The following is a 19233-nucleotide window of genomic DNA, read 5'->3' on the forward strand; positions in this document are numbered from 1 at the left end:
GAGGACGATGTTCGGCTTCAGTACATCGAGCAGAATGATTTCCGCAGCAGGCTCGCGCCTGTCGCGGTGGTGAGTCTTGCACCCGAGATCCCGTTGCCAGACCGAGCCCTCGAGGACTGGGAGATTAGCTTGCTAGATCTCTACCTCCAGGACACAGATGCGAAGCTTCGCCCCTTTGAGACCCTGGTGCAGAAGATCGAACTCCTCGAGAAGTTGATCAACACTCGACTGCTAAAGAAGCGGGTTCAAGCGACCGTTACCAAGGGCCTTGAAATTACCAGCACGACTGACGGCCGAGAGATCAGTTTGGACTCGCTGTCCTCTGGTGAGCAGCACGAGTTGATCCTCATGTTTGACCTCTTGTTCAACGTCCCGCAAGGCGGCCTCGTTCTAATTGATGAGCCCGAGATCTCGCTGCACGTTAGTTGGCAGCTCGCATTTATGCCCGACGTGGAGGAGATAGCTGAACTTTCGGGATTCAGATTCGTCGTGGCAACGCATTCGCCTCAGATCATCAACGACGCATGGAACAGTGCGGTTCGGCTCGGTCCCGTAGAAGCGCTATTTGAATGAAAGAGCATCTCAATGGCGACACGACGTTCGCCACCCTCTTAATGTTGCGCTCGGGCACTGCGAAGCTTGTCCTAGTGGTCGAAGGCGCAGATGATGCGATGCTCCTTCGCGATCACCTTTCAGATCAGATCCAGCTACTCGTGGCAGTGGGGCGTCGCAATTCTCTCGAAGCCGCGCAGCTTGTAGAGCGGGAAGGATTGCCTGGAACTCGATTCATCATCGATCGGGATCTCGACGGATTGTTTGGATTGCCGGATGTCTATCCCGCTTGCGTGATCGCAACGCAGGGGCCGGACTTGCTATCGGAGATCTTGAATCTCTCTCCCCGCATTCTCACCCGAGTCGTAGAAGTCCATGCTCGCTCCACCCTTCGTCGCAACGCGGGAATCAGCGCGGAACAGATGGTCGCGGAGGGCGAGGCGATCTCGCGTCGCCTCGTTCCGGTACGAGCCGCCAGTATTTTGAATGGCATCCCGGTTCGCTTTCGAGACTTCCCATTCGACACACTTATCGCCGCAGGGGGGCTAGAAGCAGGGCATGCTGACATTATCCGAGCTGCTCTGAAGAGGTCCAACACCACGGTGGCGCAGACCGAGCTCGAGCAGTTGGTTGCGGCGGTCAGCGTGCTTGAAGATCTGGACACCCTTACGCCAGGAGATCATGACCGACTCAGGGCCATCGCTTCGGTGATGCGGTTTCGTGGTGTTTCTGGGGTGACCGTCGACGTGCTAGTCGGATCGGTCTTCCTGCTAGTGGACTGCTCGGTGATCGGAGCAGCGCCTGCGGTGCGGGCCTTCCAGGAGTGGGCGACAGGTTTCGGCGTGGAGGCGCTCAATTGCGATCAGCAGCGGGCCGCATGAATGTCCACAAGCGTGTGGCTGGAAATGACGCGTGACGCGAGGGGAGCCCAACTGGCATGGGACAACTATCGTCAGGCGAGGGAACGCTCACGTTATCGCAATCAAAGAGCCGACGTCGCTCGCCCAAGTCATCGGGTGGCTCAAGTTCACTTCTGAGGGGGGAGACGTTGTCTTCCGCGGACAGGCTTCGCTTCACGCAGACATGCTGCCGTCCGGGGCGAGGGGTCGATCCGCACGCGGTCTAAGCACGCTGAACCGTCACCTTCGCGAATACATCGACTCTCTTTACGGAGCGCCCTGCCGCTGTATAGGGCAACCGCGATACGCCAGCCAACATGAGTGTTTGGAGCGTTCGGGTGGCGGCAGGGCAGGCACGAGCGTTGCCTCGGGTACCTATCGTGCCGTTGTTGAACCGCTGCTCCAGCACTACGGATTGCGCACCAGGTGGATCGACGTCGTTGACAATGTCTGGGTCGCGCTTTGGTTCGGGTGCCACCGGCAGGTTTCGCGGGGGCGTTACGCGTACCACCTGAAGCGCTCCGTTCCGCAGGAGGGCGCAGACGCGAAGGTATATATCGCTGCGGTGGACACCGGGCCCCTGGTTTCGACATCAATTCCTGGGTATCGAATCAGCGATTCATTGAGAGTGGCGGACCTTCGCTACTCGGTGCCGAGCTACTACCTGCGTCCGCATGCACAACATGGGCTCCTAGTCGCGCCGAGATCGGTCACCCCCGCCCCGCAGTCTTACTCGATGGCGGCATCCTTCGGGTACTACATCGAGATCGGCCTTGGAGACGCGCTGGACTGGCTCGGGTCTGGCGTGATGACTTCAGCGCACTCCCTCTTCCCGTCTGCAGTTCACGATGAGGGATACCGCCGCTTGACGGAGTACGCGCCGCAACCGCCCGACGCGCTCGGCGCGTTCACCATCTACGGGCCGGGTCTTTGAACGACGGGAGGTATCTTTCGGTGCGCTGCGGCCGACCACTCATCCGCACCGCGCCTCTTCGCCTTGCAAAGGGGTGAAGCAGATCATTCACTCTCCGAATGCATAATGACCGCGTGAGAAAGGTCCCCAGCGAAGCATCCGTCTGATGTCAGCGTGATCGATGACGAACGTGGCGATCGGAAAACTCGCCAGCAGATCTCGCGGGCCATGCGGCGTCCATCTTCGACGTTTCGATTCCCGGCGATCGGCGTCGAGATTTCCACCGAGGGCTGAGGGTCTGATGGGCGAACACCTACGCAGCGCTAATCGACGTCTGTCAACGCCTGGGTTGCCGACGTCAGCCTCGCCAGGAGTGCTGCGGGGCGTACCCAAGCACCTCGCGGGCGTGGTCGATCGACAGCAGGGTCTCGTGCTCGCCGAGCTCCCGCCGGAGTTCCACCGACGGGAAGTACTCCGCCATCAGCGACGCCGACGAGCGCTCCATCACGGTGTCGGCCGCCGCGATGATGAACCGGTCGAACCCAGGCACCGCAGCATCCAGAGCTCGCATGATCGCCTGCGCGCCGTCGCGGGCGTCGATGTAGCCCCAGAGGTTCCACTTGCGGCTCGCGGGGTCGCTCTGGAAGGCGGCGAACCCGGCGTAGTCGTCGGGGGTCATCACGTTCGAGAAGCGCAGTGCGGTGATCGAGAGGTCGGCGTCCCAGCGCGCGACCTTGCGGGCGAGTTCCTCTTCGAGGTGCTTGGTGAGCGAGTAGATGCTCTCGGGGCGGGTGTCGTACTGCTCGTCGACTGGGGCGTAGGGCGGGTCGAGGTCGAACGGCAGGCCGAGCACCGTCTCGCTCGAGGCGAAGACGACACGGCGGATGCCGGCCTTGCGAGCACCGTGGATGACGTTGAAGGTCGCGAGCATGTTGTTGCGGAAGGTCGCGACATCCGTTTCGAGACCCGGAGCAGGGACGGCACCCAGGTGCACGACGCCGTCGAGTCCGCGGTGCCGTTCGTCGATGCCGCTGAGGGCGTCGAAGACCGAGCCCGAGTCGGTGAGGTCGATGCGGGTGAACCCGTCGCGGCGTTCGCCGACGACGTCGAGGGCGACGACGTCGTGGCCGGCGGCGCGCAGCTCCCGTTCGACGACGGTGCCGAGTTTGCCGTTCGATCCGGTCAGTGCCAGTCGCATGCGGTTTGCCTCCGGTCGTTCGAACCGGCCACGCTACCGGTCGCGAAAGCTCGGGGTCGGCGTCGTGCGCCTGGAACTGGGGCCGGGGGGTCTGCCCCAGCCCCAGCCCCGTCGGCGGGTGCTCGACGCCGTCAGGCGCAGAAGCTTGTGCCGTTGGTGTGGAAGTTCAGTGTCCCGAAGTTGGACGAAACCGATCCGCTGACGCACGCCGTGCTGGACGAATTTGCCAGGTGGAGGTACCGAGTCCAGGCCGACGTACCTCCCGCCGGTACGGTGACGACGTCTTCGGAGATGGCGGACCGACCCTCGGCGTAGACCTCTTGACGAATCGTGACCGGGTCGGAGTAACCCATTCCGCCGTAGAGGACGACGCGGGACCAGTTGGCGTAGCAGCCCCACGACCATCGCAGTTCGAGCTGGCCGATGGCCACCCCGTTCAGTGATCCCCGGGAGCCGTAGATGGTTTGCGACGCGACGGTGTACGGGCTCGAGCATCCAGTCGGATTGCCGTCGCCGCCCCAATCGGTCGCTTGAGCGGCGCTGGCCGACATCAGGGGCAAGGCGACTCCCAGGGCCACGACGGCGAGTGCGGCCTTCAGCCGGCCGATCCCGACGCGGCCAGAGGTGGTGCGATTGTTGTCCTTCATGTGACTTCCTCCTGATCGGGCTCGTTCGGCCCAGGTTGCCAGACTCGTCTTTCATAGAACGATCTGTCTACCCGTCCCCGGGGACCCTCGTGACGCCCAGCACCCCACCCCCCTGCTTTCCGGTGATTTTCGAACCAGGGACCGACCGTCGTTCCCAGCTCCACCCCGAACTCTGCGGGTTGATTGGATGACGTTAGAACCGCATGCGCTCGGTTTCGGCGGATCCGTTCTGCCCCGAACTTGGGGAGCTGGCCAGGGGGTCGCGGATTGGACCGATGCGACGTGGCCGTCGTCTCTGCCCACTGTTCTCGACCCGCGGCGAGCCGGTCGCGCTGGGACAGACGGGCGCGTACCTGGTGAACTAGACGCTCTAGCTGTACTCGGCAGAGACGTTGGTGACACTGTCGTTGTGAATCGGGGAGACCTCCTGGCTTAGTGGAGCTGTCTAGTTCTTCACGGCCAGGAGGTCTCGTGTCTCACGGTAATGCGCGGTTGAACGTCCGCGGGAGGTTGTTGCTCGTCGAGCGGGTACTTGCTGATCGGCGTCCGGTGTCGCATGTCGCTGCCGAGCTCGGGGTGTCGCGACAGTGCGCTCATCGGTGGGTTCGGCGGTTTCGCGACGAGGGTGTGGCGGGGTTGGTCGACAGGTCGTCTCGTCCGCATCGATCGCCGCGGAAGACGGCGGCGGATGTCGAGGCGCGGGTGCTGGCTCTGCGGCGGGAGTTGCGGGTCGGGCCGGCCCGTTTGGCGCAGGAGTTGGAACTTCCAACCCGGACGGTCGGGGCGATCCTGCACCGAAATCGGGTCCCACGGCTGGCGGAACGCGACCGCTGACCGGGGTCGTGATCCGCGCCTCGCGCAGCAGCGGCATCCGCCCGCAGTGCCCTGGCAGAACGGGAAAGTCGAACGCCTCAACCGGACCCTGCAAACCGAATGGGCCTACCGGCAGACCTTCACCTCGAACAACGAACGCACCGCAGCACTTGCACCCTGGCTCGGGCGCTACAACACTCGACGCAACCACTCCGCCCTCGGAGCCCCACCACTCAGCCGACTGTCACCAACGTGACTGCCAAGTACATCTAGTCCGCGGCGAGGTTTCGCTACTCCTCGTAGATCGCGATCCCTTCCCAAGCGCCCGTCTTAGGTTCAAGGAAGAAGGTCCATCCCCACATCGACGCCACTTCCCGGAGTCCATCGACGTCGATGGGAAGATCCTGCAATGCGCGTCCCTTGTCTGAGACTCGAATCCTCAGCAGCAGCCCGCCGTAGGCCTGCTCGAATCGCGGAGTGAAGGCCACGCCGATGTGCTCTTCAAGCGCGTCCCGGATCTCGCTGAATGGCTGTCGCTTCGACCCGCGGTTAGAGAGTTCACGGACAGCCAAGAGCACCTCCTCCATCGTGTCCTCAGGAGCGCGCTTCGACTTCACAGTCTTGTGGTTCAGCGCCTCCGTTACCGCGGCCTCAAGCGTCGGCCATGCCGCCTCGAACAGCGTCCGTCGCATCGCATCAGGAATAGCCGGCTCGACGTGCTTATTCAGGTCTGAGACAAGTTGCCAGACGTCCTCTTTGTCCGTGAGCGTCGTCATCTGAAACTGACTGAGGGGTCCCTTTACGTCACCCTGAGGCAGATCGACCAACAGTGGCGAGACCCGCTCGTGGCCCAGCGTCTTGCCCAGTGCTCCGGCCTCGAAGTTGATCCAGCTCGCCTCCGAGTTCGCCCGGGTGACGATCACGAGGCCGAAGTCTGACGAGTCGAGATTCTCCGCGATCACGTTGAGGCCGCGTGCGCCCTTGGCTATGTCCTTGCTCGACACGAAGCACTCGACGCCGTTCAGGATCTCAGGCAGAACGACCTTCAGGGTCTCCGCCAACAGGCGCGCGGGACGACCCGACCAACTGATGAAGACCTTCACGGCGCCAGGATACTGACCGGGCTGCGATCCGTTGCTCCCGCGGACCCGCGCCCCCAGCCTGGAGCGCAGCACAACGGATCAAGGGAGCTAGCAATGGCCCCGCCGAAGGCCGCGCCCCCTACTCTGGGGCCGTGACCGAGTACGAGGCATGGAGCCTGACCACCCAGTGGATCACCGCGGGTGCTGCCGTCGCGGCCATCTTCGTCGCGGTCGTATTCGGTGCGCTCACCCTGAGGAGCAGCAACCGATCCAAAGACGCGCAGGAACGAGCCACCTTCGCCGCCGCCGACAAAGCGGGCCCGTTGTCTGCCGAGTTCGCGCAGGCTGTGGCCGAGGTCGGCCTGGTCAACTGGGAGGTTCTTCCCGACTCCGGGGAGAACTGGTTGCTTCGCAACTCGGGATCGTCGACAGCCTACGACGTCTCCATCGTCGGCCTCACGGAGCTTGACAAGAAGCGACTTACCGCGGGTGAGTACGGTGTGGTCGCGCCGACCGGAGTCGTGCAGTTCCGGATGGTCTCGCGCTTCACCATCAGCGGCCCCGGCAACATCGTCGTGACTTTCCGGCTGGCCGAGGACGGCGCAGTCTCGCAGCGAACAGTTCGGGTCCCCGCGCCTTAGAAACCAGGCTGAGAACCACGGCGCTCGGACGAAGCCTCACAGAGCGTTGGTGCTGAGTGCGATGACCAGGAGCGTGACGACGACCACGACCATCGTCGAAGCGCTCACAATCAGCGCGGTCAGAGCCCGGCTGCCTGTCGGCAGGAGTACCTCGGTCTCCACGACCTTGATGTCGATTAGCGGATTTTCCATCTCGTAGGTCTTCGTCCGTCCGTCAACCACGAGACTCACCTCGAGTTCTGACTTTGGCCGTACCAGTTGCGGCGGGATGGTCAGACGAGAGCCGCTCAACTCCCAAGTGATGTCCTGAGCCGGATCTGCCGAAGCGCCCATGACTCGATCCTCGAAGATGAACGCAATGGGCTCATTCGCGTCGAAGGCGAGAGAGGGAATGTCAACCCGGCTGGCCGACCGAAGCCAGATCGTCGCTATGTAGGGCGCGTCGACCGCCTCCCCGCGGTACCGCACTTCGAGGTCGGCTTGCGGGGGCCAAAGAAGGTCAAGCCGCTGGGGGACGACACGGTGTTCGCCCACCTGATTCCTGCTGGGGCGCTGTCGCCTCTGGTGCTCGCCTACAAGCCGTTCTGGGCGGACAAGGGCGACCCCGTGCCGCTCAGGTTCAACCGTCACGCCACCGTCCACAAGTCGAGCACCATCCAGTTCACGCGGGAGAACGCTTTGGTGGCGCTGATGCTCGTCACTTCGCTGGCGCGGACGATGAAGCACAACGCAGACGTCGAGTCGCGCAAGGCCGCTTAGGTTTCCGCTGGGAGCGTCAGTCCCCCGGCGAAACCGCCAAGACCGGATAGGGCCAGGGCACGACTAGGGCGTCCCGAGCGTGACCGTTGATCGGGGTCGACAAGTCGTGCTCGAATCCTTGGGGATTCGTGATCGTGGCAGCGAGATCGTAGACCACGAACACCATCCGGTCGACGTTCGGATGCGCGAGGTAGGCCATGCTGTCGATGTCGATTTCCTCGCGGATCCTGACGTTTCCCCGGCCCCGCCGCGTGACCTTGATCTCGACCATCGTCTTGACCTCGAACAGCAGGAAGTCCTGCGTTGTCGATGACCCGGCGTACGAGGGTGTCCGCTCTTCGGTGCGAACGTCGTTGTAGAGCAGCCGAAGGGCGACCTCGGTCGCGTCCTGCAAGTCGTACTCGTCTGCGAGTGCCAGTGAGTCGTGACCTGACCGCCGAGCCGACACCAGTGCGCTGAACGACGCCGGCACTCGGCGCAGAAGCCACAACAAGCGCTCATGTGAGACGTTGGTCGACCCAGCAGAGCGTGCGACAGGCGGGGCAGGCTCGGGCGTCGTGAGAGTGGTTCGGGGCGTGAACACCGGCGGGGCGTCAGGCGGAGTGCTGGCAGCGATGACTTCGCCAGGCGAATAGCCCCATTCGAGGAAACCTTCATCGCTTACTGTCCCGCCGATCCGGGCAAGCGCAGCGCGTGTGACGGCGACGTTGCGGTCGTAGGCGTTGTGACCCCAGAACCCCGTATCGCGGAGGGTGTGGATGAGTTCCTCCACGAGACGACGACCATCCTCGGGGCTCGCGTGATCGAACACCTGCCGAATCTTGGCGACCTTGTTCGGCGCACCATCAGGCACGTCGAGCCCTGCGTTCAGGATCGCCTTGTCCAACTGAGTGTGCGTGGGTCCGCCCGAGTTGTTGACCCACCCAGTGAACGCGCCGACGAGCTCGCGCGGCACCCGCGATGTTGCTCCGACATAGGCCATGCGCGTCAGCCTATTGAGGTCAGGCCGCACTCGGGACAGCGCCACCGACCTACTTCGGAGGCATCGGGACGAGGCACCGCCGGCAGTTGCCACCTGCGCCAGTTCGTCGTCCTCGTTAACGAGCCCTCTCCGGACAACTCCAACGGTGTCGCCCGGTTGTTACTGGGCTAGCTAGCGATCGAGCGTTGCTCTCGAGGCTAGGGATGCCAACATCCTGAGCTTCTCCGCAGCATCCGACCCGGCATCCGGGTGGTAGATCACGAGCATCACGCGATCGCTGCCACTCAACAGCAGCTTCTCCCGATTCAGCACCAGCTGACCGACCTGCGGGTGATCGATTTGCACGGACACCGACCCCGACAGCACCCCGACATCGTGCCGCGCCCACAGTTCCCGGAACAGCGGTGACGCGAGAGAGAGTTCCCCGACGAGTTCGATGAACCGCGGGTCGTCGACGTCGGTGCCGACCGATTCGCGGAAGCCGGCGACGAGGGCTGCCGCGGCGCGCTCCTGCTGGGGGAACATGGCCTGCTCGGCGGGGTCGAGGAAGACATCCCGAAGCCGGTTGCCGCCGGCGACGAGTCGCGGCGAGAGGGCGGTGGCGAGCGGGTTGGCGGCGAGCACGTCGAGGTAGCGGCCTTCGACGAACGCGGGCAAGTCGAGCAGCGACAGGAGCTTCAGGATGCCCGGCGGCACGACTTCAGGTGCACCGACGCTCGCCGACCGCGCCGCGGCTTCGTCGCCGGCAGCGCCAGCAGGTAGGCGGTGGAGCGCTCATCCAGCTGCAGCACCCGCGCCAAGGCTTCGAGTACCTGGGAAGACGGGTGCCGGTCGCGGCCCTGCTCGAGGCGTAGGGGCTCATCGGCTGAGACGGCGACGTGCCGGCGGCTCCCTCGTGACGGGTTTGTCGCCTCGCGGACGATCCCAGTAGAGGGGCTGACGCCGTCTCGATCCGTGTCCATAGCGTTGACATGTCTCGAGGCCCTCAGGTCGAGACGTGCCGAAGAAGTCACGCGTGTGACGACGAGATGCCTCGCCTGGTCCCGAGAGAAGAGCACCCGATTCATGGTCGACGCGACCCCCCGCACCGCCGCACCGAGGCGACTCACTACCCGCATCCTCGCCGTTCTCGCGATCCTGGCGGCGATGGTGCTCGGCACCGTCCCGGCGCAGGCCGACACGCCCCCCGCGGGGTACGAGGCCTACGGCAACACCGACGACTTCGGGTACACCTTGCTGCCTCTGATGTCTGCGGGCGAGTCCTACACCGCGACCATCCCCGCCCCCTTCGGCGGCAATTACAGCTGGTGCTGGAGCATCGTCAGTGGGTCCCTCCCGCCGGGCATCACCATGACGCCCGACAACGGCGGGTGCGCCACGAGCGTCACGCTCTCGGGTGTCCCGGAGGCGGTGGACGACTTCCTGTTCGAGATCAACGCGACGGATCTCGCCGGCGAGAGCAGCTCCTATATCGGCTTCTACGGCTCCATCGAGTCGAACTTGGCGCCGACGACGACCGAGCTCACGGCGCCGGTGGTCGCGCCGTACGACGACGTCGCGGTGGCGGTGGTCGTGACGGGAACCCCGCCCGACAACCCTGAGACCGCCGGGGGCCCGGAGGGCTCGGTCGAGTACTACGTCGACGGCACGACCCTCCTCGAGACGGGTGCGATCACCAACGGCTCAGGGACGGACACCGTGACCTTCGATCTGGGCGACGTCGGTTCGACCGTCGTGCTCACCGCGAAGTACCTCGGCGACGACTTTTTCGGTGCGTCGACGTCGGGGCCGAAGAGCGTGCTGCTCTACGTCCCGACGGTCGGCGGCATGCTCACCTGGAACGGCCGACCGGTCGAGGGCGCGCTCGTCGAGCTGGTGCCCACCGACAACCTGACGGTCGCGACCGACTCCGTGTCGACGAATGCCGACGGCGAGTTCGAGCTGAGTCCCGGCGCGATCGCGACGGTGGCCGACGCCACGAAGGAGTACGCGATCCGGGCGACCTTCGCCGATGACACCGTGCTCTACTACGCCGACGGCGGGTGGAATGTGAGCGACGTCGAAGAAGCCACCTTCCTCAGCCCGACGACGTGGGTCGAGGCGACCGACATCGAGCGTCGCACTCCGCCCGTGTGGGACGACGAGACTCTCGCGACCCCGCGGGTCGGCGGCAGCTACTCCGACGGCGTCTCGGCGACGAGCGCCAACCGGGTCAGGTATTCGGTGGATGCCGGCGAGCTCCCGTCGGGGCTGACTCTCGACCTGACGACGGGTGAGATCACGGGCGTTCCGGACGCGTGCGATGACGGTCATACCCCGCCGACGTCTCGGACGACGCTGCCGAGCTGCGATTACGACTTCACGATCAAGGCCGACAACGGCTACGGGTCGGTGACGAAGCAGTTCACCGGCACCCTGCTGCCCGCCGGCGTTCCGCCGACGTGGGAGGACGACATCCTCGGCTCCTTCCAGGCGGGGGTGGCGGCCGATGACGGCGTGCTCGCCGCCGGCGACCCGACGATCGTGTACACGGTCACCGGGGGAACGCTGCCGGCCGGGCTGGTGCTGGACCCCGCAACCGGTGCGATCACCGGCATCCCGACCACCGCCGGACCGTACGAGTTCACGATCACGGCGGAGAACGACTACGGCAGCATCGACGCGGTGTTCGAGGGTGAGGTGGCGGCTTCGCCCGATCTGGCTCTCGTGCTCGAGTTCGAGGCGGGAACGTCGATCGAGGATGCGGCGTCGACGATCTCGGCCGAAGGGCTGCTGGTGGGATCGACCTACACGTTGACGATGTTCTCGACCCCGCGGGTGCTCTACACCGGCACGGTCGACGGCTCGGGCGGGTTCACCTGGGTGGTCTCGCTGCCGACCGACACTCCGGCGGGTGCGCACAAGCTGGTGCTCACCGGCACCGCGGCCGACGGCACCCCGATGAGTGCGACCGCGTGGTTCACCCTCGGCGCGAACGGCAAGATCCTGGCGATCTCGTACACCGGGCCGACCGGCACGCTCGCCGCGACCGGGGTCGAATCCGGGTCGGCGCTGCTGCTCGGCGGGATGCTCCTGCTGGTCGGCATCGGCGCGGTGACGATCCGCCGGCGCCGCACGGCCTAGAACCCGAGCCGCACTCCTGGCGGGGTCAATCCCGCCAGGAGTGCTGCGGCGCGTAGCCGAGCACGTCGCGGGCGTGGTCGATGCCGAGCAGCGTCTCGTGCTCGCCCAGCTCGCGCCGCAGCTCCACGCCGGGGAAGAACTCCGCCATCAGCGACGCGCTCGAACGCTCCATCACGGTGTCGGCGGCCGCGATGACGAACCGGTCGAACCCGGGGCGGCCGGCATCCAGCGCCCGCAGGATCGCCTGCGCGCCGTCGCGGGCGTCGATGTAGCCCCACAGGTTCCACTTGCGGCTCGCCGGGTCGGCCTGGAAGGCGGCGAACCCGGGGTAGTCGTCGGGGGTCATCACGTTCGAGAAGCGCAGCGCGGTGATCGAGAGGTCGGCGTCCCAGCGCGCGACCTTGCGGGCGAGTTCCTCTTCGAGGTGCTTGGTGAGGGAGTAGATGCTCTCGGGGCGGGTGTCGTACTGCTCGTCGACCGGGGCGTAGGGCGGGTCGATCTCGAACGGCAGGCCGAGCACCGTCTCGCTCGAGGCGAAGACGACGCGGCGGATGCCGGCCTTGCGAGCACCGTGGATGACGTTGAAGGTCGCGAGCATGTTGTTGCGGAAGGTCGCCACATCGGTTTCGAGCCCCGGCGCCGGAACGGCACCCAGGTGTACGACGCCGTCGAGTCCGCGGTGCCGTTCGTCGATGCCGCTGAGGGCGTCGAACACCGAGCCCGAATCGGTGAGGTCGATGCGGGTGAACCCGTCGCGGCGGGGCCCCACTTGGTCGAGAGCGACGACGTCATGGCCGGCTTCCCGCAACTCGTGTTCGACGACGGCGCCGAGCTTGCCGTTCGATCCGGTGAGTGCGAGTCTCATCAGCCCACGGTACAGGCGGGGCGACTCACCGAGGCGGGCCAGGGGTTTCGATACGCGTGCCGCTGCGCGACGCGCTACTCAACCCGCGGAGGGCGGGCGGCCCGCAGCGTCGACTCGATGAGCACCTCGACGCCGGCGAAATACACCGACCGGAAGTCCATCCCCAGCAGCTGCGCGCCGTAGGCGCTCAGGGTCGGGAACGCGTCGGGCGTGATCTCCACCTCGGTCGGCACCCAGGGCAGATCGTCGATCGTCGTTCCCGCGGCGGCGGTGACGAGTTCGCGGCAACTGGCGGCGACATAGGCCAGCAGCATCCCGCTGAACGCGGCGTAGTGGGCGATCAGGGCGTCGCCGTCGAGGCCGGCCGCAGCGAAGGCGCTCATGCTGTCCTCGATGAGGCCGAGTTCGGCGGGGCCGACGGGGCGGGCGTCGACGAGGCGCGCCCCGATCGCCGGATGCCGCACGAACGTCTCGAGGGTCTCGGTCGCCATCGCGCGCATGAGGGCGCCGACGCCGGCGTCGCGGGGGAGGGCGTCGCGGACGGTGCCCATCAGGGTGTCGATGACCGCGGACAGGAGCTGCGCCTTGTTGCGGAAGTGCCGGTAGACCGCCGTCGGGTCGGCACCGAGCTCGTCGCCGAGGTCGCGGAAGCGGATCTCGGTGGTGCCGGGGCGTGCCGCGATGCGCAGGGCGGCATCCACGATCACCTGGCGATCGAGACGGCCGTACCAGGCGGTGTCGGGGGCACTCACGTCCCCCATCATGACGCTCCGCGGGGGACGGCGCTCACCCCCGGACGGGGGCTGACGATTGCTCGCTAGACGTCAATAACGTTGACATGTTTCCCGACGGGGGTTGGGACGTGATCTGAAGGAACCCGAATGCCCACTGCATCGACGCGCAGCCGGGGGCTGCGCACCTCGCGTCTCGTCGCGGGGCTGACCGCTGTCCTGCTGCTCATCAGCGCACCGCTCGCCGGAGGGATCGCGGCCTCCGCGACGGCGGCCGGCTACACCGCCGAGGTTCGCAGCGGATACACCGGCGACGTCACGCTGCCGCTCATGACCGCGGGCGAGTCGTACAGCGCGACGCTCACCGGACCGCAGTACGGCGGGTCGACCTCCTGGTGCTGGAGCCTCGACGACGGCGCGCTGCCGGACGGGATCACGATCAGGACCCCGGGAGGGCTCTGCTCGCCCACCCTCACCTTCATGGGAACGCCGGAGGAGTCGGGGGAGTTCTGGTTCGATCTGCGCGTCGCCGACACCGCGGGCGAGACGTCGTACCTCCTCGGCTTCGAAGGAATCGTCGAGGCGAATACCTCTCCGACGATCACGACCCTCACCGTCAGCGAGGTCGCCCCGTACGACGCGATCGTGCTGTCGGCGGATGTCGTCGGCAACCCCGTCGTCACCGGAGCGCCCACGGGCAGCGTCGAGTTCCGCGACGGCGACGGGACCGTGCTCGAGACGGGCACGCTCAGTAGCGGCAGCACGACGGTGACGGCGTCGATCGACCGGTCCCTCGTCGGCGTCGACCTCGAGGTGACCGCGGTCTACCTCGGCGACACCGACTACCGGGGCTCCAGCTCGACCGCGTTCGACGTCGTCGTCTACGCGCCCACCGCGAGGGGCTCGGTCGAGTGGAACGGCACGCCGGTGACCGACGCGACCGTGCGACTGCTGCGCGCCTCCGACGAGACCGTCATCGACTCCGGCGACACGGATGCCGACGGCGAATTCGAACTCGACCCGGGCGCGATCCTGACCCCGGCGGATACGAAGCTCACGTACCTCGTCGAGGTCACCTTCGCCGACGACGAAGTGCTCTACCAAGCGCTGGGCGAATACAACGTCACCGATGCCCTCGACGCCGAGGCCACGGCTCCGATCGATTGGGCGGAGTCGCTCCTCCTCGAACGCCGCACCGGACCCAGCTGGGATGACGACGGGCTGGCGACGCCCCGCGTCGGTGTCCCCTACTCCAACGGAGTGAGCGCGGAGAGCCGCGGCCCCGTCACCTACACGGTGACCGCGGGTGCACTGCCCGACGGGCTCAACCTCGACCCGTCGACGGGTGCCGTCACCGGGACGCCGAGCGAGTGCGGGATGAGCTGCGACTACTCGTTCACCATCACCGCCGACAACGGCTACGGCGACACCGATGAGAGCTTCAGCGGCACGGTGCGGCCGGCCGGCGTCGGCCCCGAATGGGAAGACGACGAGCTGCCCGACCTGAGTGAAGGCGTCGCCGTCAGCGACGGGGTACTCGCCGACGGCGACCCGACCATCACCTACGCGGTGACCGACGGCACCCTCCCGGCCGGACTCGCGCTCGACCCGGCCACCGGAGCGATCACCGGCACCCCGACCGCCCCGGGGCCCTACGCGTTCACGATCACCGCCGAGAACGACTTCGGCAGCATCGACGCCATCTTCGAGGGCGACGTCGCGGCGAAGCCCGACCTCGATCTGGTGCTCGAATTCGAGGCCGGCACGTCGATCGAGGACGCCTCCTCGACGATCTCCGCCTCCGGGCTGCAGGTCGGCTCGGAGTACACCCTCACGATGTACTCCACCCCGCGCGTGCTCTACACGGGCACCATCGACGGCACGGGCGGCTTCAGCTGGGTCGTCTCACTGCCGGCCGACACCCCGGACGGCTCCCACCGCCTCGTGCTCACCGGGATCGCCGCCGACGGCACCCCGATGAGTGCGACCGCCTGGTTCAGCCTCAGCAGCGGCCGCATCACGGCGATCTCGTACAGCGGACCCGTCGGCGGACTCGCCGCCACCGGCGTCGAGGTGACGTCGGGCCTGGCTGCGGCCGTCATCCTGCTGCTGGTCGGCGCGGGCGCGCTGACCGCGACTCGTCGCCGCCGCACCATCTGACCCCCGCCATGCGGACGTCGGGCTACCCGAGCCCGGCGTCCGCGTGGGGTGATCTCAGTCGTCGATCGTGGAGTCGGGGAAGGTTTCGATACGCGTGCCGCTGCGCGGCGCGCTACTCAACCCGCGATATCTCCCAGCGTCTCTTTCAACAGCGCTGTGCCGTGGTTGGCCACCGGCACCCCGCGGTACAGCCCGACCTGCAGGATGACCTCGCGGATCTCTTCGCGGGTGAGCCCGTTGGTGATCGCCGCCCGGAAGTGCATCGGCACTTCCTCCCAGTACCCCGCCGTCATCAGCGCCGTCAGGGTGACGATCGAGCGGGAGCGGCGGTCGAGCCCGGGGCGCGACCAGATGTCGCCCCAGGCGACGCGGGTGATGTAGTCCTGGAAGTCGGCGTTGTCGGGGTTCACGCCGGCGACCGCGCGGTCGACGTGCGCGTCGCCCAGCACCTCGCGGCGCACCTTCATCCCGGCTTCGCGGCGGGAATCGTCAGTGCTCATGAGGCCTCCGAGAGCAGGATCGCGGCCACCTCGGCCGGCTTCTCGACGGTCGCCAGATGCGCCGCGTTCGGGATGACGTGCAGGGTGCCGGAGCGGGCGGACGCCACCGCGTCCTCCGCGGCCGGGAGCGGGATGATCGCCTCGTCTTCGGCGCCGGCGATGATCGTGAACGGCATCGCCAGGGTCGAGACGGCGGGCCGGAGGTCGGTGGCGGCGAGGGCCTCGACGCAGAGCGCGTAGCTCTCGTCGTCGACATCCATCAGGTCGGTGAGGAGGGGCGACGACACGGTCGGCGACGCGGCGATGAATCCGGGAGCGAACCAGCGCGAGGCGGAACCCTGGACGAGCGACGGGGTGCCCGAGGCGCGCACGTCGGAGGCGCGCTGCGCCCAGGCCTCGGCGGTTCCGATCTTCGGCAGCGAGCACACCATCGTCACCCGGGCGACGCGGGAGGGCGCGCGCAGCGCGACGGCGAGCGAGCCGACCCCACCGAGCGAGACCCCGGCTGCGGCGAACCGGGCGAGGCCGGCGTCATCCGCGGCGGCGAGGATGCCGTCGGCGAGCTCCTCGATCGAGAAGCCCGAGGTGGTCGCGGGCGAGACGCCGTGACCCGGCAGGTCCCAGCCGTAGAGCGGGTGATCGCCGAGCAGCGGCAGCACCGGGTCCCAGACGCGGGCGACGCGGGTGCCGAGCGAGGGTCCGAGCAGGAACGGGATGCCGGAGCCGCCCGTCGACAGCGGCACCAGCCGGATGGTGGGGACGCCGCCGTCCTGAGCCTGTCGAAGGGTCACTCGAGCACCTCGCGCGCCTCCGCCAGAAGTCGGTCGACGAGCTCGCCGGCGACTCCGAGGTAGTCGGCGGCGACGGCATCCCCGATCGCGAAGCGCTGCCGTTCGGCGATGAGGTCGAGCCCGGCGGACGTGACGTGGGCGGCGATGACCTCGGGATGCACGCGCAACCCTTCGGCGAGGTCGCGGCCGAGCGAGGCGGCGCCTCCGGCGATGCGCAGCAGCGAGCGGAACGGCTCCCACTCCGCGTGCCAGGCGCCGTCGGGGCGCTCGTCGACGGTGATCGCCGCGGTGTGCAGCGCGGAGAGCAGGTGCGTCGCCTGCCGGGACGCGGCGTTGATGAGCACCGCGCGCACGGGGTTGGACTTCTGCGGCATCGTCGACGACCCGCCCGCGGCGCCGTCGTCGAGCTCGCCGAGCCGCGCGAGCGCGGTGGTGTTCTCGCTGACCGTGCCGAAGGCATCCGTCATCTCCACGAGCGTGTCGCCCAGCCGAGTGACCGGCGCGCGCCAAACGTGCCACGGAGCCACCGGGTCGGCGAGGCCGAGGTCGCGCGCGAGGCGGGAGGCGATGTCGATGCTGTCGGCGCCGGAGGCGGTGAAGGCGGCGAGGGTTCCCGCGGCGCCTCCCAGTTGCACCGGATACGCGGCCGCGGCTCGACGCACCTCGGCGGCGGCCGAGGCCACCCCCCGCGCCCAGCCGGCGAGCTTCAGCCCGAGTGTGATCGGCGTCGCCGGCTGCGTGAGCGTGCGCCCGACCATCACGGTCTCGCGGTGCGCGACCGCGTGCACGGCGAACGCCTCCACGGCCGCGGTGGCGTCGGCGATGATGATCGCCACGGCATCCTTCGCCACCAGGGCGAGCGCGGTGTCGAGGGCGTCCTGCGACGTCGCGCCGCGGTGCAGCCAGTGCGCGGCTTCGTCGTCGAGCTTCGCCCGCAGCGCGTTCACGGTCGGGATGACGGGGTTGCCCCCGGCCCGCGCCTCACGCGCGATTTCGGCGGGGTCGAGACCGACCCCCGCCGCGGTGATACGGGCGGCGACCCCGGGCGGGGCGGTGACCGTCGCAAGTGCGGCTTCGAACCGCACGATGGCGTGGAGCACCGCGAGATCCGACGTGACAGCCGCCACCGGCGTGCCCGCCCAGAGAGGGGAGAGCAGGCCGGTGTCGGCGTCGTCGTCAGTTGAAGGCAAGGAACACGGTTTCTTTCTCACCCTGCAGGTGGATGTCGTGGCGCAGCCCGCCGGGAACCTCGGTCGCGATCAGTGTGGCCCGCCGCTCGGGCGTGAGCCCGCTGAGGAACGCGTCGCCTTCGAGCGCGGGGCCGGGCACGTAGATGCGGGTGTGCAGGCGCGCCAGCAGGCCGCGCGCGAAGACGATCACCGCGAAGAACGCCGGCTTGCCCTCCGCGGTGGGCGCGGGGAGCAGAGTCGTGAACTCGTAGTGCCCCTCCTCGTCGGATCCGCTGCGGCCGAAGCCCGAGAACGAGTCGGCCTTGCGCACGATGCTGCCGGTCTCCGTCGGGATGTTGCCCGCGGCATCCGTCTGCCAGATCTCGACCACCGCATCCGGAACCGGAGCGCCGTTGCCGTCGTAGACGTAGCCGCTGAGCACGATCGCGCCGGGAGTGCCGGCGGGCACGATCTGCTCGGAGCCGTCGAAGGCCATGCCGATCGCGTAGTACGGGCCGACGGTCTGGTCGGCGGTGGGGTAGAGCTTCGTCATTCGTCCTCCTCCGGCCCGTCTTCGCTTGCGAACCAGGTGCGGTTGCTCCCGTTCAGCACGATGTCCCAACGGTAGCCGAGCGCCCAGTTCGGAACGGTCACGTCGTGGGCGTAATCGGCGATGAGCGACTTCTGCCCCTTCGCGCTCGTGATCGACTGGAAGATCGGGTCGAGCGGCATCAACTGGTCGCCCGGGAAGTACATCTGGGTGACCATGCGCTCGGTGAACTGGTTGCCGAACACCGAGAAGTGGATGTGCGCGGGCCGCCAGGCGTTCTCGTGGTTCGGCCACGGGTAGGCACCCGGTTTGATCGTGACGAACTTGTACTCGCCGTCGGCGTTGGTGATGACCCGGCCGACGCCGTTGAAGTTCGGGTCGAGGGGCGCGGGGTGGCGCTCCTTCTTCTGCCGGTAGCGGCCGCCGGCGTTGGCCTGCCAGATCTCCACCAGCTGGTGGGCGGCGGGGCGACCGTCGGCATCCGTCATCTTGCCGGTGACGATGATGCGCTCACCCTGCGGTTCGCCGTTGACCTGGCTGGTGAGGTCGAACTCGGTCCAGTGCACGTCGCGGTGGCCGAACGCGGGGCTCGCCAGCTCGATCGTCTCGGGGTCGACCAGCTCGAGGTTCGCCGACGGGTGCCGCAGGATGCTCGAGCGGTACGGCGGGTAGTCGATGAGGGTGCGGTGCGCGCCCCAGTTCGGGTCGCTGCTGGTCGGCGCGTTCGCCGCGATGTCGGCGATCTCGGCGCTGATGTCGGCCTGCGTGGGATGCCCGGGCGGGTAGTTCGCGGCGCTCTTCGGGATGTCGTCCATGTCACTCCAATGTGGTCCCGCCCATCATCCTGCCGACTCCGCC

The 19233-nt window shown here is 67.3% G+C and carries 20 protein-coding genes and 2 pseudogenes; 9 read left to right on the forward strand and 13 right to left on the reverse strand.

The genetic code is table 11. The features are described from left to right. The 4 genes and pseudogenes from ACILQS_RS10255 to ACILQS_RS10270 all read left to right on the forward strand — a co-directional run. Positions 1-573: AAA family ATPase (locus tag ACILQS_RS10255; RefSeq protein ID WP_395640026.1), on the forward strand; the 573-nt coding region annotated here is incomplete at its 5' end. Beyond that, complete coding sequence (locus ACILQS_RS10260) at positions 570-1433, forward strand: hypothetical protein (RefSeq protein WP_395640027.1); 864 nt, start codon at positions 570-572, stop codon at positions 1431-1433. The genes ACILQS_RS10255 and ACILQS_RS10260, both read left to right, overlap by 4 nt. 31 nt (positions 1434-1464) lie before the next feature. After that, a pseudogene (locus ACILQS_RS10265) lies at positions 1465-1923 on the forward strand (FRG domain-containing protein); the annotation flags it as partial. Positions 1924-2187: 264 nt separating this feature from the next. Further along, positions 2188-2385, forward strand: a complete 198-nt coding sequence (locus tag ACILQS_RS10270; protein WP_395640045.1) for a hypothetical protein — start codon at positions 2188-2190, stop codon at positions 2383-2385. 337 nt (positions 2386-2722) lie between these two features. On the opposite strand, the gene ACILQS_RS10275 is transcribed toward ACILQS_RS10270, so the two are convergent. Together ACILQS_RS10275 and ACILQS_RS10280 are read right to left on the reverse strand one after the other, a co-directional pair. Further along, entirely contained in the window at positions 2723-3562 is an 840-nt protein-coding gene (locus ACILQS_RS10275) for an NAD-dependent epimerase/dehydratase family protein (protein WP_395640028.1), read from the reverse strand. Positions 3563-3693: 131 nt separating this feature from the next. Next, entirely contained in the window at positions 3694-4209 is a 516-nt protein-coding gene (locus ACILQS_RS10280) for a hypothetical protein (protein ID WP_395640029.1), read from the reverse strand. Between the two features lie 471 nt (positions 4210-4680). On the opposite strand from ACILQS_RS10280, the pseudogene ACILQS_RS10285 reads away from it, so the two are divergent. Continuing rightward, positions 4681-5278, forward strand: a pseudogene (locus ACILQS_RS10285) (leucine zipper domain-containing protein). Between the two features lie 34 nt (positions 5279-5312). Here ACILQS_RS10285 and ACILQS_RS10290 read toward each other — a convergent pair. Continuing rightward, the gene (locus ACILQS_RS10290; RefSeq protein WP_395640030.1) at positions 5313-6125 is read right to left on the reverse strand and encodes a toll/interleukin-1 receptor domain-containing protein; all 813 of its coding nucleotides are present in this window, start codon (positions 6123-6125) and stop codon (positions 5313-5315) included. A 131-nt stretch (positions 6126-6256) separates the two neighbouring features. Between ACILQS_RS10290 and ACILQS_RS10295 the strand changes: the two genes are divergently transcribed. Then, complete coding sequence (locus ACILQS_RS10295; protein ID WP_395640031.1) at positions 6257-6745, forward strand: hypothetical protein; 489 nt, start codon at positions 6257-6259, stop codon at positions 6743-6745. Between the two features lie 36 nt (positions 6746-6781). Here the strand turns inward: ACILQS_RS10295 and ACILQS_RS10300 are convergent, their stop codons facing one another. Next, the gene (locus ACILQS_RS10300) at positions 6782-7279 is read right to left on the reverse strand and encodes a hypothetical protein (protein ID WP_395640032.1); all 498 of its coding nucleotides are present in this window, start codon (positions 7277-7279) and stop codon (positions 6782-6784) included. Between ACILQS_RS10300 and ACILQS_RS10305 the strand changes: the two genes are divergently transcribed. Further along, positions 7268-7504, forward strand: a complete 237-nt coding sequence (locus ACILQS_RS10305) for a hypothetical protein (protein ID WP_395640033.1) — start codon at positions 7268-7270, stop codon at positions 7502-7504. The two genes, ACILQS_RS10300 and ACILQS_RS10305, sit on opposite strands and share 12 nt — an antisense overlap. 16 nt (positions 7505-7520) lie before the next feature. Here ACILQS_RS10305 and ACILQS_RS10310 read toward each other — a convergent pair whose 3' ends face one another. Continuing rightward, positions 7521-8486 carry a hypothetical protein gene (locus ACILQS_RS10310; protein ID WP_395640034.1) on the reverse strand — a complete coding sequence of 322 codons (966 nt, stop codon included), beginning with the start codon at positions 8484-8486 and terminating at the stop codon, positions 7521-7523. A 171-nt stretch (positions 8487-8657) separates the two neighbouring features. Next, complete coding sequence (locus tag ACILQS_RS10315; RefSeq protein ID WP_395640035.1) at positions 8658-9182, reverse strand: hypothetical protein; 525 nt, start codon at positions 9180-9182, stop codon at positions 8658-8660. Positions 9183-9551: 369 nt separating this feature from the next. On the opposite strand from ACILQS_RS10315, the gene ACILQS_RS10320 reads away from it, so the two are divergent. Next, positions 9552-11609 carry a putative Ig domain-containing protein gene (locus ACILQS_RS10320; protein WP_395640036.1) on the forward strand — a complete coding sequence of 686 codons (2058 nt, stop codon included), beginning with the start codon at positions 9552-9554 and terminating at the stop codon, positions 11607-11609. A 25-nt stretch (positions 11610-11634) separates the two neighbouring features. Here ACILQS_RS10320 and ACILQS_RS10325 read toward each other — a convergent pair whose 3' ends face one another. Continuing rightward, the gene (locus tag ACILQS_RS10325; protein WP_395640037.1) at positions 11635-12474 is read right to left on the reverse strand and encodes an NAD-dependent epimerase/dehydratase family protein; all 840 of its coding nucleotides are present in this window, start codon (positions 12472-12474) and stop codon (positions 11635-11637) included. Between the two features lie 74 nt (positions 12475-12548). Next, positions 12549-13226 (reverse strand): TetR/AcrR family transcriptional regulator, encoded by a 678-nt coding sequence (locus ACILQS_RS10330; RefSeq protein ID WP_395640038.1) that lies wholly within the window; start codon positions 13224-13226, stop codon positions 12549-12551. 129 nt (positions 13227-13355) lie between these two features. Between ACILQS_RS10330 and ACILQS_RS10335 the strand changes: the two genes are divergently transcribed. Continuing rightward, entirely contained in the window at positions 13356-15365 is a 2010-nt protein-coding gene (locus ACILQS_RS10335) for a putative Ig domain-containing protein (protein WP_395640039.1), read from the forward strand. A 116-nt stretch (positions 15366-15481) separates the two neighbouring features. Here the strand turns inward: ACILQS_RS10335 and ACILQS_RS10340 are convergent, their stop codons facing one another. From ACILQS_RS10340 to pcaH, 5 genes are read right to left on the reverse strand one after another with little or no spacing between them, the layout of a single operon-like run. Next, entirely contained in the window at positions 15482-15865 is a 384-nt protein-coding gene (locus tag ACILQS_RS10340; RefSeq protein ID WP_395640040.1) for a carboxymuconolactone decarboxylase family protein, read from the reverse strand. Next, the gene (locus ACILQS_RS10345) at positions 15862-16656 is read right to left on the reverse strand and encodes an alpha/beta fold hydrolase (RefSeq protein ID WP_395640041.1); all 795 of its coding nucleotides are present in this window, start codon (positions 16654-16656) and stop codon (positions 15862-15864) included. The genes ACILQS_RS10340 and ACILQS_RS10345 overlap by 4 nt, the downstream gene beginning before the upstream one ends. Next, complete coding sequence (locus ACILQS_RS10350; protein WP_395640042.1) at positions 16653-17846, reverse strand: lyase family protein; 1194 nt, start codon at positions 17844-17846, stop codon at positions 16653-16655. The genes ACILQS_RS10345 and ACILQS_RS10350 overlap by 4 nt, the downstream gene beginning before the upstream one ends. Further along, positions 17833-18378, reverse strand: a complete 546-nt coding sequence (gene pcaG, locus ACILQS_RS10355; protein ID WP_395640043.1) for a protocatechuate 3,4-dioxygenase subunit alpha — start codon at positions 18376-18378, stop codon at positions 17833-17835. The genes ACILQS_RS10350 and pcaG overlap by 14 nt, the downstream gene beginning before the upstream one ends. After that, on the reverse strand, positions 18375-19190 hold the full coding sequence (gene pcaH, locus ACILQS_RS10360) for a protocatechuate 3,4-dioxygenase subunit beta (RefSeq protein ID WP_395640044.1): 816 nt from the start codon (positions 19188-19190) through the stop codon (positions 18375-18377). The genes pcaG and pcaH overlap by 4 nt, the downstream gene beginning before the upstream one ends. Positions 19191-19233 lie beyond the last annotated feature (43 nt).

The sequence above is a fragment of the Pseudolysinimonas sp. genome (assembly GCF_044239695.1).
GTDB lineage: Bacteria > Actinomycetota > Actinomycetes > Actinomycetales > Microbacteriaceae > Pseudolysinimonas_A.